The organism is Colwellia sp. MB3u-55 (assembly GCF_014076785.1).
In the GTDB taxonomy this organism is placed as follows: domain Bacteria; phylum Pseudomonadota; class Gammaproteobacteria; order Enterobacterales; family Alteromonadaceae; genus Colwellia_A.
This window is the reverse complement of sequence record NZ_JACGUS010000077.1, coordinates 148,475-164,495: the sequence shown is the minus strand read 5'-3', so window position 1 is coordinate 164,495 and position 16,021 is coordinate 148,475. Positions and strand designations below refer to the sequence as shown.

14 protein-coding genes and 1 tRNA gene are annotated in these 16,021 nt (G+C 37.9%); 9 read left to right on the top strand and 6 right to left on the bottom strand.

Features of this window, described 5'->3' with window-relative positions; translation table 11 throughout:
* Positions 1 to 31: 31 nt before the first annotated feature.
* A tRNA-Gln gene (locus H4J66_RS04905) sits at positions 32 to 106 on the top strand.
* 101 nt (positions 107 to 207) lie between these two features.
* On the opposite strand, the gene H4J66_RS04900 is transcribed toward H4J66_RS04905, so the two are convergent.
* Entirely contained in the window at positions 208 to 1,419 is a 1,212-nt protein-coding gene (locus H4J66_RS04900) for an FAD-dependent oxidoreductase (RefSeq protein ID WP_182171306.1), read from the bottom strand.
* A 252-nt stretch (positions 1,420 to 1,671) separates the two neighbouring features.
* On the opposite strand from H4J66_RS04900, the gene miaB reads away from it, so the two are divergent.
* The 6 genes from miaB to H4J66_RS04870 all read left to right on the top strand — a co-directional run bounded on the left by miaB (position 1,672) and on the right by H4J66_RS04870 (position 8,900).
* Entirely contained in the window at positions 1,672 to 3,114 is a 1,443-nt protein-coding gene (gene miaB / locus H4J66_RS04895) for a tRNA (N6-isopentenyl adenosine(37)-C2)-methylthiotransferase MiaB (protein ID WP_182171304.1), read from the top strand.
* Positions 3,115 to 3,150: 36 nt separating this feature from the next.
* Positions 3,151 to 4,197 carry a PhoH family protein gene (locus tag H4J66_RS04890; protein ID WP_220463203.1) on the top strand — a complete coding sequence of 349 codons (1,047 nt, stop codon included), beginning with the start codon at positions 3,151 to 3,153 and terminating at the stop codon, positions 4,195 to 4,197.
* Complete coding sequence (gene ybeY / locus H4J66_RS04885) at positions 4,197 to 4,655, top strand: rRNA maturation RNase YbeY (RefSeq protein ID WP_182171301.1); 459 nt, start codon at positions 4,197 to 4,199, stop codon at positions 4,653 to 4,655. Before H4J66_RS04890 ends, ybeY begins: the two co-directional genes overlap by 1 nt.
* 108 nt (positions 4,656 to 4,763) lie before the next feature.
* On the top strand, positions 4,764 to 5,639 hold the full coding sequence (locus H4J66_RS04880; RefSeq protein ID WP_070376146.1) for an HlyC/CorC family transporter: 876 nt from the start codon (positions 4,764 to 4,766) through the stop codon (positions 5,637 to 5,639).
* A gap of 5 nt (positions 5,640 to 5,644) precedes the next feature.
* On the top strand, positions 5,645 to 7,213 hold the full coding sequence (lnt, locus tag H4J66_RS04875; RefSeq protein WP_182171299.1) for an apolipoprotein N-acyltransferase: 1,569 nt from the start codon (positions 5,645 to 5,647) through the stop codon (positions 7,211 to 7,213).
* A gap of 25 nt (positions 7,214 to 7,238) precedes the next feature.
* A complete protein-coding gene (locus tag H4J66_RS04870) occupies positions 7,239 to 8,900 on the top strand; it encodes an amidohydrolase (protein WP_182171297.1) in 1,662 nt (553 codons plus the stop codon).
* A 61-nt stretch (positions 8,901 to 8,961) separates the two neighbouring features.
* Here the strand turns inward: H4J66_RS04870 and H4J66_RS04865 are convergent, their stop codons facing one another.
* Complete coding sequence (locus tag H4J66_RS04865; RefSeq protein WP_182171295.1) at positions 8,962 to 9,930, bottom strand: GGDEF domain-containing protein; 969 nt, start codon at positions 9,928 to 9,930, stop codon at positions 8,962 to 8,964.
* Positions 9,931 to 9,932: 2 nt separating this feature from the next.
* A complete protein-coding gene (locus H4J66_RS04860; RefSeq protein WP_182171293.1) occupies positions 9,933 to 11,042 on the bottom strand; it encodes a response regulator in 1,110 nt (369 codons plus the stop codon).
* Positions 11,043 to 11,214: 172 nt separating this feature from the next.
* Between H4J66_RS04860 and tpx the strand changes: the two genes are divergently transcribed.
* Together tpx and H4J66_RS04850 are read left to right on the top strand one after the other, a co-directional pair.
* A complete protein-coding gene (gene tpx, locus H4J66_RS04855; RefSeq protein WP_182171291.1) occupies positions 11,215 to 11,877 on the top strand; it encodes a thiol peroxidase in 663 nt (220 codons plus the stop codon).
* A gap of 295 nt (positions 11,878 to 12,172) precedes the next feature.
* The gene (locus H4J66_RS04850) at positions 12,173 to 12,664 is read left to right on the top strand and encodes an Hsp20 family protein (RefSeq protein WP_070376140.1); all 492 of its coding nucleotides are present in this window, start codon (positions 12,173 to 12,175) and stop codon (positions 12,662 to 12,664) included.
* 136 nt (positions 12,665 to 12,800) lie between these two features.
* On the opposite strand, the gene H4J66_RS04845 is transcribed toward H4J66_RS04850, so the two are convergent.
* The 3 genes from H4J66_RS04845 to H4J66_RS04835 are packed head-to-tail and all read right to left on the bottom strand — an operon-like array spanning position 12,801 to position 16,008.
* Positions 12,801 to 14,036, bottom strand: coding sequence for an ABC transporter permease (locus H4J66_RS04845; RefSeq protein WP_182171289.1), 1,236 nt, complete (start codon positions 14,034 to 14,036; stop codon positions 12,801 to 12,803).
* On the bottom strand, positions 14,029 to 14,802 hold the full coding sequence (locus H4J66_RS04840; protein ID WP_404842788.1) for an ABC transporter ATP-binding protein: 774 nt from the start codon (positions 14,800 to 14,802) through the stop codon (positions 14,029 to 14,031). The genes H4J66_RS04845 and H4J66_RS04840 overlap by 8 nt, the downstream gene beginning before the upstream one ends.
* Positions 14,803 to 16,008 carry an efflux RND transporter periplasmic adaptor subunit gene (locus H4J66_RS04835; RefSeq protein WP_182171286.1) on the bottom strand — a complete coding sequence of 402 codons (1,206 nt, stop codon included), beginning with the start codon at positions 16,006 to 16,008 and terminating at the stop codon, positions 14,803 to 14,805.
* Positions 16,009 to 16,021 lie beyond the last annotated feature (13 nt).

Genomic DNA, 16,021 nt, shown 5'->3' with positions numbered 1-16,021 from the left:
ATGATAGTTGTTAGAAAATAAGTGATATTACAGGGGTATAGCCAAGCGGTAAGGCAGCTGGTTTTGATCCAGTCATTCAGAGGTTCAAATCCTCTTACCCCTGCCATTATTTTCAAATCTTACCTTAAACACCCAATACATTTTATCTTGATACTTAATCTCTTACTGCATTAAAAAATTTCTTTTAAGACCCATTTTTACTTCAACTTATACACCACAAGCGTAAGCTAAAGCCTTATTTTTCAAAAAAGGTATCTTATTAGCCATATTCAGCCCTAGGTTTCGAAAGAGTTTAATGGCTGGTGATGGGTGGCTGAACGTTGCATACAGTGAATCCATAGTCGTCATCATCAAAAGATTGTCTAATCGTCGCTTAGATTCATAGCGTGATAAAACCTCAGGTAAGTGCCAACACTCATTATTACCAATCGCACTGGCTATGACGGTTTGCAAAGCCTTAACATCTTTAAAGCCAAGATTTACCCCCTGCCCTGCCATAGGATTAATGGTATGCGCTGCATCACCTAATAATAATACTCGACCTTTTTGATAAGTATTAGCATGTCGACGAGTCAGTGGGAATGCTCCTTTATTAATAACCTTTATTTGGCCTATTCGTTGCGGAAATTTTTCAATGATTTCACTTTGCAGTTGTTCATTAGATAAAGCCGACAACCTTTTTATCTCGCTTTTTTGATGATACCAAACCAAGGAAGCATAACCACCTAATTGACTTTCTCCTGGTAACGGTAAGAAAGCAATTGGGCCAGTCTGAAAAAATTGTTGCCAGGTAATATCTTGTTGTAAATGCTGAGTTTCAACATTTACAAGCATTGCTGATTGCTGATAATCCCAACCCGTTATACCTATATGAGCTAGTTTTCTTACTTGTGAATGAGCGCCATCAGCCGCAATTAATAATTGAGTGGTAATTTGTTCTATTTCGCCACACTCTTTTTCAGCCGATTTAATTGCCAAGTTTACTGCTATTTCATTTTGATGTTCAATAAAGCTTTCTAAACTCGCTGGTGCAAATAAAGTCACCTTGCTGTGAGTTTTAATTTGCTGCCATAAGGCAAGCTGGACTAGGCGATTTTCAATAATATGGCCAAGATGGGATTGCCCAATATCATCGGCGTTAAACTCGGTATAACTTGCCTGATTTTCCCAAACACCTAATCGTTTATAAGGACACATTCGCCATTGTTTTAATTGTGGCCAAGCGCCCAATTGTGTCAACAAATGCTCAGAAGCAAGCGATATAGCTGAAACACGTAAATCTAGTGCTTGTGTTTCATTAAAACAGACAGGCTGCTTTGGTTCAACAACCGCTACAGTTAACCCTAAGTTTGCCAAAGATAACGCACTAGCCGCGCCAACCATTCCACCACCAACAACTACACAATCAAAATTGCTCATAAAATTTACACTTTTTATTTAATGATTTTTCAAAGTTATTCTAACCAACCTATATCATTTATACGAATATTATTAATGGTTGCGGTCAATAATTAAAATCAGATAGACACACGCCATTTAAAGTTGAATCGGGTACTGGCGTCAAGCGTCAAGAAGGAGTAAAATATGCATCCTTAAATTGAACTAACAGTGAAGCAATAAATTTCATGTTAGTGTGTCTAAATTTTTAAATATTTAATGAGTGGAAAGTTAATGAGTAAAAAGCTATATATCAAAACTTGGGGTTGCCAAATGAACGAGTATGACTCGCAGAAAATGGCGGAATTATTAGACTCAACGCATGGTTTTGTATTGGCTGAAGAAGCTGAAGATGCTGATGTCATCTTATTAAACACTTGTTCTATACGCGAAAAGGCACAAGAAAAGGTTTTTCATCAGCTAGGGCGTTGGAAACATCTCAAAGACAATAAACCCGGTTTATTAATTGGTGTTGGTGGCTGTGTTGCTTCTCAAGAGGGTGATGCTATTCGCCAGCGTGCGCCTTATGTTGATATGGTTTTTGGTCCACAAACATTGCACCGCCTACCTGAAATGATCCAACAAGTTACTGGTGATCATAATCCTGTTGTTGATGTTAGCTTTCCTGAAATTGAAAAGTTTGATCGTCTTCCTGAACCTAAAGCTGATGGCGCTAGCGCTTTTGTGTCGATTATGGAAGGCTGTAGTAAATACTGTACCTTCTGTGTTGTACCTTACACACGCGGTGAAGAAGTCAGTCGTCCGCTTGACGATGTATTATATGAAATAGCTCAACTTGCTGCACAAGGTGTACGTGAAGTTAATTTATTAGGACAAAACGTTAATGGCTATCGTGGTATTACGCACGATGATGATATTTGTCGCTTTTCAGAGTTATTGCGTTTGGTTGCTACTGTTGATGGCATTGACCGTATTCGCTATACAACATCACATCCGATTGAATTTACCGATGATATCATTGAGGTTTACAAAGACGTTCCTGAGCTAGTAAGTCACCTACATTTACCGGTACAAAGTGGTTCAGATAGAATTTTAACGCAAATGAAACGTGGTCATACTGCATTAGAATATAAGTCACAAATTCGAAAATTAAAGAAAGCACGTCCAGATATTTGCATGAGTTCAGACTTCATTATTGGTTTTCCTGGTGAATCGGATGCTGATTTCCAAGCAACAATGGATTTAATTAAAGCGGTAGATTTCGATTTAAGCTTTAGTTTTATTTACAGTGCGCGCCCTGGTACACCAGCAGCAGATATGATTGATGATATTTCCGATATCACTAAAAAAGAACGTTTAAAAGTGCTTCAAGACCAAATTACCCATCAAGCATTACGTATTGCACGTCAAATGTTGAATACGGAACAGCGTATCCTTGTTGAAGGTCCTTCAAAGAAAAATCCGATGGAATTACGCGGTAAAACAGAAAATAACCGCACGGTTAACTTTATTGCTCCTCACACCGTCATTGGTCAATTTGTTGATATTAAAATTACTGATGTTTATGCTAACTCGCTGCGCGGTGAATTAGTGCGCGAAGAAAGTGAAATGGGCTTACGCATAGCGTATTCTCCACAAGACATCCTAGCCAATAGTCATCATACGAGCAAAAGTAGTAACATCGATGAGTTAGGTGTTGGTAGTTTTACGCCTTAATGATTAAAACCTTAGCCTATAAAAACGGATATAAATTTGACTACAAGTATTAGCAAACAATTTGACTTAACACCGCTTGATAATAATCGCCTAGCGAATTTATGTGGTTCAATGGACGATAACTTGAAAACCATTGAACGTCGCCTTGGTGTGAAAATAAGTTACAGCAGCAATGCATTTAAAGTGATGGGCGCACCCGCAAATTGTGAAGCCGTCATTGTCTTGCTTAAGAATTTATATATTGAAACAGCAACCGTAAAAAATGAGCTAAGAGAGATCACAGAAAAAATGGTCCATCTTGCTATTTTAGACGCCAAGGTGCTTGAGCAAGAGCCCACTAAAGTTGATGTTGATTTCGACAAGTTAGTGACCATAAAAACCAAACGTGGTGTCGTCAAGCCTCGTAATCCAAACCAACAAAGTTATGTACATAACATTATGAGTAATGACATTAGCTTTGGCGTTGGTGTTGCGGGTACGGGTAAAACCTATTTAGCCGTTGCTTGTGCTGTTGAAGCCTTAGAAAAGCAAGAAGTTAGACGGATTTTGTTAACACGCCCAGCCGTTGAAGCGGGTGAAAAATTGGGATTCCTTCCAGGTGATTTATCACAAAAAGTGGATCCTTACCTGCGCCCATTATATGACGCACTCTTTGAAATGCTGGGTTTTGAAAAAGTTGAAAAGCTTATCGAGCGCAATGTCATTGAGATTGCTCCTCTTGCCTATATGCGTGGTAGAACATTAAATGATGCTTTTATAATTCTTGATGAGAGTCAGAATACGACCGTAGAACAAATGAAAATGTTTTTAACCCGTATTGGCTTTAATGCCCGTGCTGTTATCACCGGTGATATTACCCAAGTAGATTTACCACGTGGTGCTAAATCAGGCTTACGTCACGCGATTGAAGTACTTGACGATATTCCAGGCATTAGTTTCAACTACTTTGAATCAAAAGATATTGTCCGCCATCCGGTTGTGGCTAGAATTGTTGATGCATATGATGCTTTTGAAAAAAAAGAAAAACGTTTAAAAGATGAAAAAAGAAATAAAGCGGCGCTTGATGCAATGGATAATCAATAGTGGCAACACTACTCGATCTTCAACATGCTTGTGATGCCAAAAATTTGCCCAGCAATGAACAATTTCAATCTTGGGTAAATATCGCTTTAAATAATGATAAAACAGATTTTGAACTTACCATACGTCTCGTTGATGTTAAAGAAAGCCAATCTCTGAACTTACAGTATCGTGGAAAAGATAAACCGACCAATGTTTTGTCATTTCCTTTTGAGGTACCAGCAGAAATTGAACTAGACTTACTCGGTGATTTAGTAATTTGTGCTGACATCGTCGCCCAAGAAGCCGACGAACAGCACAAAGCACTGCATAATCACTGGGCTCATATGGTTATTCATGGCTGCTTACATTTATTAGGTTACGATCATATTGATGAGGTTGAAGCCACAGAAATGGAAGCACTGGAAAAAAAATTACTTAAAGCACTCGATATATCCGATCCTTATATTATAAATGAATAAATTTATCCTTTATAATTCATAGATAAATAACCACTTACTACTTGAACTTACTTTCGATTGATTAGAAAATAAGCAACAAGTTAACCTTACAGGAAATAAATAAGCTCTATGAGCGATGACCACCCCCACTCTAGCAACGGCTCTGCAAATCGATCGATACTTGATAAAATAGTACAGGTCTTTACCGGAGAGCCCAAAAGTAAAGACGAATTGGTTGATGTATTAAATGACGCTGAAGACCGCGACTTAATAAAACCAGAAACCAAGTTAATGATCCAAGGTGTATTAGAAGTTTCTGATATGCGAGTGCGTGATATTATGATCCCAAGATCGCAAATGGTCACGCTTGATATTAACGATCCGATTGAACATTCTTTACCGATCATCTTAGAGTCTGGTCACTCTAGATTTCCTGTTATTAACGACGACATTGATCACATTGAGGGGATTTTACTCGCTAAAGATCTGCTCGCTTACGGCTTTGGTCAACAAGAAGAATGCATCATAGCCAAAATAATTCGTCCATCGATTATTGTTCCAGAAAGTAAAAGAGTTGAACCGTTATTACAAGAGTTTCGTTCGCAGCGTTATCATATGGCAATTGTTGTTGATGAATATGGTGGCGTTTCTGGTGTTGTGACCATTGAAGATATTCTTGAATTAATTGTTGGTGAAATTGAAGATGAAACAGATGATGAAATTGAACTAGATATTAAGTATCTTGCCGGTAATGTTTATCAAGTTAAGGCATTAACAGAGCTTGATGACTTCAATGAATATTTTAATACTGAGTTTGATGGCAACGATGCCGATACGATTGGTGGTGTAGTGTTACATCAATTTGGCCATATGCCTAAAAAAGGTGAAATAATGACGATTGGTGATTTTGAATTTAAAGTCACCGCTGGCGATAATCGCCGTATCCAAAGCTTACATATTACGATTCCAAAAGACCATAAAATCAATGGAAAGATAGTCGACTAACCTCAATGGCGATAAAAACACTAGGCACTCGCCTACTAAAGCGACTACGCGACAACTTATTTAATAAGCGTAACTGGCTCAGCTTCATTGCTGGGCTTAGCTTAGTGCTGGCCTACGCACCATTTTCATTATGGTGGCTGATGCTTATTGTGCTGCCGTTATTTCTCCATTCTATTAATGGTACTGATGTAAAGACAACTACTAAACAAGGTTTCATCTTTGCACTTGGTTGGTTTGGTAGCGGTATTAGTTGGGTGCATGTCAGTATCGATCAATTTGGTGGTTTACCACTATTTTTCTCACTATTATTGATGGTATTATTGTGTTGTTATTTGGCACTTTATCCAGCACTTGCTTGTTATTTATCAACGAGGTTTGCGCCAAAGAAACAATTCTCACTGTGGTTACTGCCACCCTGCTGGCTTATTTCAGAATATTTACGTGCTAACATCTTGACTGGTTTTCCTTGGCTTTCAATTGGCTATAGCCAAATCGATGGCCCACTAGCGAATTTTGCACCACTTATTGGTGAAATAGGGATAAGTGCTTTGCTGCTGGTAATTAGTATTGCGGTTATTAATGTTGTAAATAACTGCTATCGCAAGACACATATACTCTTATTGATTGCTGTGTGTCTCTCTGCTTATTTATTAACGAATGTTGCTTGGGTAACACCGACCAGCAAAAAAATCACCGCTGCTTTAATACAAGGTAATGTTGAACAATCAATGAAATGGCAGCCCGAAAAAGAGTGGCCCATCCAATTAAAATACCTAGATCACAGCCGAGAAAATTATGATGCTGACATAATTGTTTGGCCGGAGTCAGCAGTAACAGCATTAGAACTCGCAGCACAAGACTTTCTCAGCATGGCCGATAGATCTGCCGCACTTAATGATAGTGCTATTATTACCGGTATTTTAGATTACAAATATCAATCAAAAACCTATTTCAATTCACTGATTGTCATCGGTAAGAAAGAAAGCAACGACGATACTGGGCATTACCGTTATAACCATAGTAACCGCTATTATAAAAACCACCTGCTACCCATAGGTGAATTTGTGCCTTTTGGTGACGTATTAAGAAAAATTGCGCCAATATTTAATTTACAATATTCTTCTTTTACCCGAGGTGACTATATTCAACCCAACCTTGTTGCTAAAAGCGTTCATCTATTACCACTTATTTGTTTTGAAATTGCTTTTCCTGAGCAATTAGCTGCTAATTTTACCGACAAAACTGACATTTTACTCACGGTTAGTAATGACTCTTGGTTTGGCGACTCACATGGACCTCATCAACATTTAGACATTGCTCGCATGCGCGCTTTGGAATTTGGTCGCCCCCTGCTACGCGCCACCAATAATGGTGTAACAGCTATCGTTGACCACCAAGGAAATATTCAAGCCACACTGCCACAATTTACCAACGCTGTGCTTAAAGCTGAGCTTGAACTCGTCCATGGAAAGACTTTTTATAGCCAATATTGGCAACTTATTCACTGGTTATTACCATTAATACTATTAATTTTATTTTTCTGCCTTTATCCTATGCTCAATAAAAAAACATAAAAACAATAATACCTAGGATTTATTTATGAAAGTATTGACTAAACACCTATCCACTTTAATCTTTTTTTTACTAACCTCTACCAGTTTCGCCTTCGCAGAAACAACTCTTATCACTAATGTTCAAGGCTATACTTTAGCTGACCAAGAATTAAAGCAGTTTACCGCTATTCAATTTACCGATGATAAAATTGATAAGCTTTTTATCATCGGTGAACTATTACCTAAATCCGGACAGATGACTGTTATCGATGGCCAAGGTAAAACACTACTTCCGGGCTTAATTGATGCTCATGGTCATATATTAAGTTACGGTTTAAGTTTGATGCAAGCAAATGTACTTGGCTCACTTTCAGAAGAATCAGCCGTAAAGAAAGCCGTAAATTATGCAAAGGCAAACCCAGATATTGCTTGGGTACAAGGACAAGGCTGGAACCAAACTCAATGGGAAAATACTCAATTTCCAACAGCAAAATCGCTAGATAAACACTTTCCTAACAAACCTGTTTTCTTAAGACGTGTTGATGGACATGCGGGCTGGGCCAATACCAAAGCGATGGAGCTTGCCGGTATAACATCAGCGACACAAAGTCCAACAGGTGGCGATATAATTCGAGATGATTCGGGTCAGCCTACAGGTGTTTTTATTGATAATGCCATGGATTTGATTACTAAAAGTATTGCCCCTTTGACCAAGCAAGAACAAAAATTAGTTTTAAAAAAAGCACTTAATAAATTGGTCTCTTTTGGTTTAACCAGTGTTCATGATGCTGGTATTTTTACTGATAACCTTGAGCTATTCAAAGAATTGAGCAATGAAAACGCCCTCCCTATGCGTGTTAACGCTATGTTGTATTTACCCTCTGAAAATTGGCAGGAAACACTCAAGCAAGGACCATTCACTAGCCGTGATAACATGCTTAATTTTAATAGTGTGAAAATTCAAGCCGATGGGGCTTTAGGTAGTCGTGGCGCCTCTTTAATTGCTGATTATTCAGACCATGCTGGTCATAAAGGCTTGATGTTACATGATAAAGAAAAGTTAACCTTGTATATGAATACTGCGATGAAGGCAGGTTTTCAGGTTAATACTCATGCCATCGGTGATAATGCTAATAAAGTGGTTCTAGATTTATATCAACACCAAATAAAAGCAACAAATACCAAAACGCTTCGTCATAGAGTTGAACATGCACAAATATTACAATTAAGTGATATTCCTCGCTTCGCTGAGCTCAACATTATCGCTTCAATGCAAGCAACACACGCAACCAGTGATAAAAACATGGCTGTTGACCGAATTGGTGAAGAACGTATTTTAGGTGCTTATGCGTGGCGTAAATTGATGAATGCCAAAGCTATAATCGCTGCAGGCTCAGATTTTCCGGTGGAATCTCCTAATCCATTTTTTGGTTTGCACTCTTCAGTCACCCGTCAGGATCATCAGAACCAACCGAAAAATGGCTGGTTCAGTGAAGAAAGTATGACACGCTTAGAAGCCTTAACAACTTTTACTATTGACGCGGCTTATGCAGCACACCAAGAAAATATTTTAGGGAGCTTAGAAAAAGGTAAAAAGGCTGACTTTATTTTATTAGAGGATAATTACTTTACGGAAAACCAACAAGATATCTGGAAGAATAAAGTCATAGCGACTTGGGTAAACGGAAAAAAAGTTTACGCTCATTAAAGTAAATGTTTTACATAAAAAAAGCCCGTAAGGGCTTTTTTTATTAGGTATTTATAACGCACTAAACTAGTTGCTTAGGGTGCAAGCATATTTGATTACGACCATTATCTTTTGCTCGGTACATAGCCGCATCAGCACACTCAATCCAAGCTTCATAACTTTCGATACTGATGTCTATTTCAGCAATCCCCATACTTACCGTGTAGTTAACATCAATGTCATTATATTTCACCACAGATTTTTCAATTTCTTCTCTTAATCGTTCAGCAAATACTTTACCATTATCTAATGGTGTGTCGGCTAATAATATAACAAATTCCTCACCACCGTAGCGCCCCGAAACATCGGTTTCACGCACATGATGGCGAATAAGTCCTGAGATATGGCGAATAACTTCGTCACCAACGACATGGCCATAGGTATCGTTAACCACTTTAAAATGATCAATATCAATCATCACTAAGCAACTAGGGTTTTGACTACGGATCCAACGCTTGTATTCCGCTTGTAAGCAATGCTCCCAGTGCGTGCGATTAAAGAGTTTTGTTAGGCCATCAGTTTGACTCAAAATAGCGAGTTCTTTATTCGCCTTAACTAAGTCTTTTTTATGAGAAGCATTATCAGTTACATCATAAATAATGAGACATAAATGAGTCACTATTCCTGTCGCTGACATCAAAGGAATAAAAGTAGTATTTTGATACATATAATCAGCCGCCCCTGTAATAGGACGATAATTTTGAAACTTAAACAAATAAGGACGTTGTTCCCAAATTGTAAAGGCTTTATTTTTTAGTAAGAATACTGATTCAGCTTTGCGCTTAAACCATGCTTCAGGTATTTCATCAAACAAAGGGAATAGCACTTTATCCTTCACTTCACGGGGTAACAGACCGCTATGATTCTCCATAAAACCATTCCATATTTGCACTTTATAATCTCTATCTAGTACAACCAATCCTACATCGATGGTGTGTAACATTTCCATTAACCAATGTAATTCATTTATTTGTGATGTTTCTAATGACATAGTTAATCCAGTAAGTAAGAGATTTTATTATTGAGTGTACGCATAGACTCTTCGGTAAAGAGTAAGAGTAAATCACATTTGATTGAATAGTCTTCAATGCTATAACTAATTTCGATAGCTAAGGTACGCTTCCATTTTTTAGAGTTGGTCGCTATCAACTCAGATATTTTTTTATGTTGTCCTAAAACAACGGGGTGGCCTTGGCTAAAAGGCATATCTAATTGGGCAGAAACACCATTTAAACAAGCACCAATAAGTACATTGGCTAGATCCATTAATAATTCAAGCTCTGTACTTTCATCAACTTCATACTTATAATTCATTAATGAAGCAACATCTTTAAAACTTGAGTCATTTAAAATAAGTAGTGCTTCACCAGAAATACCCGCGCCTATAAATCCTTGGCAAATTCCCGAAGTACTTTCTTGTTCTTCTACATCAAAGAGCGCCATGCTCAGTTCACTAACTTCAATTAAATTGACATTAGGAATGGGGAGAACAACAAACACATCGAGTAAACGCGCTAATAAGTCTCCTGCTTGTCCCATAGCGACGTTGGCTATTTCTTGGTAACAGTCTCGAAGTTCAGGGTCTAAGAAAAACGCTTCATCTGATTGTTCTCTTTCAATACTAACTGTCTCTGCCGCTTGTGTCAGTGGTGCCAACTCGCTATGTTTAGGAGCTGGAGCTATCACCGGCGGTTTTTCGATTTCAACGGGTAAAGGCTTTTCTTCTTCGCTGTCTTGGGTAAAAATACCGTAAGCCAATAATATTTCTGTTAGTTTGGTTTTATTGACTGGCTTTTGAATAAAGTCTAGAGCACCTAAGCTCGTAACACGTTGGTGTGCTTCCGGCTGTATATCGCCAGAAATAACAATCACCATAGTGTTTAAGTCTTCTTTAATAATAGTTTCAAGGACTTGGTAACCGTCCATCACAGGCATATTTAAATCAAGTAAAAGTACATCACCTTTACCTGCTTTTATTGCTTGAATGCCTTCTTCGCCATTAGTAGCGAAGCTTATCTCGACATCCCAATCATCAGGTAAAGAACGTGCTACCTGCTTACGCGCCATATTTGAGTCATCACAAATTAACAAGGGTATTGACATATTTTCGTTATTCCTATTCTAAGATAATAATTGTGGTGATGATTCTCAATACCTTACTATTTATCTATAGATAACAATAGATAATATTTGAAATAAAGCACTAAATAATGGCTATTTTTTATCGTCAAAGTTAACATCTCTCTATTAACAATTTTTAAGCGCGCTTAACATTATGAAATTTTTAACAGTATTTATTACATTTTCACTGATTTTAACTTTAAATAGCCTGAGCATTTTTGTGGCATCTGCAAAGCTATTTGATCAAGATAATTTACAACAAACAACTGACTTGGTTCAGGCAAATAACAAATTCATTACACTATTAGGTACACAAGTTAATGTTGGTCAAAAAGCACCTGATTTTAAAGTGGTTAATGCCAGCTTTGTGCCAGTAACTCTCAAAGAATTCTCAGGAAAAAATATTCTTATCTCTGTGGTACCGAGTTTAGACACCGGCGTCTGTGCCTTACAAACAAAACGTTTCAACGAAGAAATGGCTAAATTACCCCAAGACATTATTGTATTAACGATTAGCAATGATTTACCTTTTGCGCAAAAACGTTTTTGTGAAGCAGAAAGTATCGATAAAATAACGGTCTTATCTGATTCAGTGTGGCGCAACTTTGGCAGTAATTACGGCTTACTCATTAAAGATATGGGCTTATTAACGCGAGCGATATTTATTATTGATTCATCAGGAGTGATCGCTTACAAGGAAATTGTTGCTGATATTTCAAAGCACCCTAATTATGAATTAGCGCTTTCGACTATACAAGCATTAAGCCCAATTGAAGCACTAGATATGGAAACGGTTCAAGAGAATAACGACAAATAATAAATCAATGCATTTCAGCAACTTAAATTAAAAATAATTTTAATTTAAGTTTAAAACTTGAAAAATAAAACATCGCGCCCATCTTTATTAATGTAGTCGCCACAAGATAAACGGGACTACATTAACCGCCTGTTCAATATTGAAAGGCACCTTAAATCTCTGAGAATAATAATTTCAGCCTAGCTATATCGCGACTTTATGTTGGTTATAGTAAGCACAGAAATATTCAAAAGAGATCCCATATTGCTAATACCCTAACATCTTAATTATGGGTATAACTAATAGGATATGAATTATGCGTATACAAACAGATATCAGCCCACTTTACCGTTCATTTATCGGCTTTGAGCACTTAGCGGGTTTAATTGAAAAAGCGTCTCGTACAGACAAGCAATCATCTTACCCCCCTTACAATGTAGAATTACTTGCCGAAGACCAATATCGTATTACTATGGCTATTGCTGGCTTTGCCGATGAAGATCTTGAAATTGAATCAAAAGAAAACACCTTAATCGTTACCGGTACCAAACCTGTCAACGATAATGGTTCACCAAGAAACTTTGTACATCAAGGTATTGCTGAGCGTAACTTCGAACGTAAATTTCAACTCGGTGAACATGTCAAAGTCATCGGTGCTTTTATGGAGCATGGTTTGCTACATATAGATTTAGAGAGAGAAATACCTGAAGCGTTAAAACCAAGAAAAATTGCGATAAATGGTAAAAGTTTACTGCAACCACGTGCTGCTTCAAGTACTAACCATTCGATAGGAGCAAACGAAAGCTAAACTTTTATTGATTATGTTTCTCCCTTATATTTTTTGCCCAGTCTATGACTGGGCTTTTTTTTGTTTAAGAGGTATAAAATATAAAACGTTAACAAGCTCTTTAATTACACAATTATATCGCTGTAATACATGTTAACTACTCATAACGTAGCGCATCAATAGGGTCTAAATTAGCCGCTTTAGCCGCTGGAATAATACCAAATAACAGCCCAACGCCTGCACTAAAACCAAACGATAACATTATAGCCCACATAGGTACTTCTGCTGATGGTAAATCAATAAGGTTACTGACCAAAGCGCCAGCACCATAACCTAATGCCAAACCAATTAAACCACCCAGTAAACATAAGAACACAGCTTCTATAAGAAACTGCAAAAGTATATCTACACGCGTTGCTCCAAGTGCTTTTTGAATACCTATTTCACGCGTACGTTCAGTCACAGAAACCAACATTATATTCATAATACCGATGCCCCCCACTAATAATGAAATACCAACCACGCCACTAAGCACCATAGTGGTATTCGAGGTAATATCATTGACTGTTTCAAGCATTTGTTCTGCGGTACTAATTTTAAAATCATCCCCCGTATCTTTAGATAAATTATGATTTCGACGTAGTAAGTTTTTAATATGCTGCTTGATACTATCAAGCTGACTAGCATCGTCTACTTGCAACGAAATACTAATATCTGGCTCTTCAGCACCGCCTAACAAGGCTCTTGTTGTTGTGTATGGTAGAAGAATAAAGTCATCTTGATCAAAGCCGAAAAGTTTACCGCGCTTTTCTAACACGCCAATCACTTTAAACCACTCACCGCCAATCATAATATACTGACCAACAGCAGAACCTTTTATTTCAAGCTTGTCTATAATCGAGTCCCCTAACACAGCGACTCGACGTCGAGACTTATCATCATTAATATTAAAAAAGCGCCCCGTTTCAGGAAAGATGCCATATAGGGATTGATAACTAGAACCGGTTCCTACAACGCGTGTTGCCGTTGACTCCCCTTTATACTGAACTACGCCATTTGGGCCTGTTGCAGCAACTGTCGGAGTGATATGGCTAATGCCTGAAACTTTATACTGGATTTCTAAAAAGTCACGATAACTTAGTTTGGCAACTTTGCCTTGAAGACGTTCTTTTAATGGCGTAAAAGCATTAATACTGACAACATTAGTGCCCATATCGTCAAACTGCGAAGTAATACTGCTACTTAATCCTTGTACGACAGAGACAACTGCAATCACTGAAGCAACGCCAATAATAATACCTAAGGTTGTTAAAAAACTTCGAAAACCGTGAGCTCGAACCGAATGTGCAGCTGAACGAGTACTCTCAACAACTTTAAAGAAAACACTAGACATTAGCACTCTCCTTTATCAGTTGCTGCTCTTTATAGTGCTGTTCAATATTTGGATTTAATGAATCAGCAACTAAGCAGCCATCAGTTAAGCGTATAACTCGCTGACAACGATCGGCTATTTCTTGTTCATGGGTAACAATAATTAAGGTTTGACCATCTTGGTGAAGCTCATCAAACAGTGCCATAATTTCCATTGTAGTCGCTGAATCTAAGTTCCCGGTAGGTTCATCTGCTAATAATATCGCCGGTTCGGTGACTAATGCCCGAGCGATAGCGACACGCTGACGTTGCCCACCAGACAACTGATTCGGTAAATGGTCAACACGATCTTTTAAACCGACTCGAGTTAAAGCTAACTGAGCTTTTATTCTTCGTTGTTTAATTGGCATGCCTCGATAAATCAATGGTTGCATGACATTTTGTAAAGCACTTGATCTGGGTAACAAATTAAAACTTTGAAAAATAAAGCCAATTTCTAAATTTCTAATGCCCGCTAGAGTCGCTTCATCAAGCTTAGCTACATTTCTGTCTTTAAGTTTATATTCACCACTTGTTGGATAATCTAAGCAGCCAAGAATATTCATCAAGGTCGACTTACCTGACCCCGACTGTCCGGTAATAGCAATAAAGTCATTATATCGAATATCGAGATCAAAATTATTCAGTGCATAAAACGCTTGATTACCCATTTTATAAAGTCGAGCGATATTTCTTAATGAAATAATTGGCGCGATCACTTTTTTTTCTTGAGAAATTTTAGACATCATTTATGCCTCTTTATCGATCACTTTTACCGACTGAGCATCTTTTAATTTACCAAGTGCTCTTGCGGGTCCTGTGATCACTTTATCACCTACTTTTAGGCCAGAAGTAATTTCTTGTAAGCGATCATTTGAGATACCTAGCTCAACCGTCTGCTTTACCGCCTTACCATCAATAAGCACAAATACGTGGTCAACATTATCTGCAAGCACTTCGTTATCGCTTTCATCGTCTTCTTGAACGTTCTTTCCTTGTGAAGCAAAAATGATTGACTCACTGGGTACCGCTATCGTTTTACTTTTACTCTGGGTATATATTTCGGCGCGACAACTCATGCCAGGTCGAACGGCGATAGTATTTGAGTCAGACAATAATATTTTAACTTTGAAGCTTAAACCTTGTCGACCTTGTGCGCGCTTAGCTGTGGTGGCAATACTCTGAACTTGCCCCTTAAGTGCTTTATCCGGAAAGGCGACCGCAAAAATATCGGCTTGCTGTCCAACAAGAATATTTGCAATATCAGCTTCGTCGACCTCTACTTCAATAAGAATAGAAGAGGGATCAGCTAAAGTAATTAAATTCGAGCCTGAAATATTTGTGCTGCCACTAATGGCTGTTTCGCCTTGCTTAATATCAACTGACGTCGCAATCCCCTTTATAGGTGAACGAAAAACGGTTTTATCTAAACGCTCTTGTGCCTTATCGAGTGTAGCTTGTGCTTGCAGTAAAGATTCTTGACGAGAACGTAAATCAATTTTTGCTAACGCGTACTGATTGTCTATAAGTTCATAAGCGTCACGATCAAGAATTTTTCGCTGATATAAGTCATGTTTGCGCTGCCATTGAGATTTTAAGTTTTCAATTTTCTTGCTTTGATGCTCGATGGCAATCTTTTGAATACGAACAAAAGCCGCTTGTTGCTCAACATCAGCACGGAAAGTGCGAGGTTCAAGGCGCATTAATACTTGTCCTTTAGTCACCTCATCACCTTCTTCTATTAACATTTCACTGACTTGGCCAATAACTTCAGAGCGTAACTGAACCTGCTCTTTATAAACTAAAGTGCCTGAGGCCAAAATTGAACGTTTGATATTTTCAGTGGCAACTTGCTGAACTTTAACTTCTAGTGTCTGTGATTTACCTGTTTTTTTAAAATAAGCCAGACTAACTAGCCCAATAATGACCGCAATTATAATCAGTGTTTTTTTCATCAATCAGTTCTCT

Coding starts and splice junctions, on each gene's coding strand:
- H4J66_RS04900 (WP_182171306.1), bottom strand. CDS start 1,419: ATGAGCAATTTTGATTGTGTAGTTGTTGGTGGTGGAATGGTTGGCGCG.
- miaB (WP_182171304.1), top strand. CDS start 1,672: ATGAGTAAAAAGCTATATATCAAAACTTGGGGTTGCCAAATGAACGAG.
- H4J66_RS04880 (WP_070376146.1), top strand. CDS start 4,764: ATGAGCGATGACCACCCCCACTCTAGCAACGGCTCTGCAAATCGATCG.
- lnt (WP_182171299.1), top strand. CDS start 5,645: ATGGCGATAAAAACACTAGGCACTCGCCTACTAAAGCGACTACGCGAC.
- H4J66_RS04870 (WP_182171297.1), top strand. CDS start 7,239: ATGAAAGTATTGACTAAACACCTATCCACTTTAATCTTTTTTTTACTA.
- H4J66_RS04865 (WP_182171295.1), bottom strand. CDS start 9,930: ATGTCATTAGAAACATCACAAATAAATGAATTACATTGGTTAATGGAA.
- H4J66_RS04860 (WP_182171293.1), bottom strand. CDS start 11,042: ATGTCAATACCCTTGTTAATTTGTGATGACTCAAATATGGCGCGTAAG.
- tpx (WP_182171291.1), top strand. CDS start 11,215: ATGAAATTTTTAACAGTATTTATTACATTTTCACTGATTTTAACTTTA.
- H4J66_RS04850 (WP_070376140.1), top strand. CDS start 12,173: ATGCGTATACAAACAGATATCAGCCCACTTTACCGTTCATTTATCGGC.
- H4J66_RS04845 (WP_182171289.1), bottom strand. CDS start 14,036: ATGTCTAGTGTTTTCTTTAAAGTTGTTGAGAGTACTCGTTCAGCTGCA.
- H4J66_RS04840 (WP_404842788.1), bottom strand. CDS start 14,802: ATGATGTCTAAAATTTCTCAAGAAAAAAAAGTGATCGCGCCAATTATT.
- H4J66_RS04835 (WP_182171286.1), bottom strand. CDS start 16,008: ATGAAAAAAACACTGATTATAATTGCGGTCATTATTGGGCTAGTTAGT.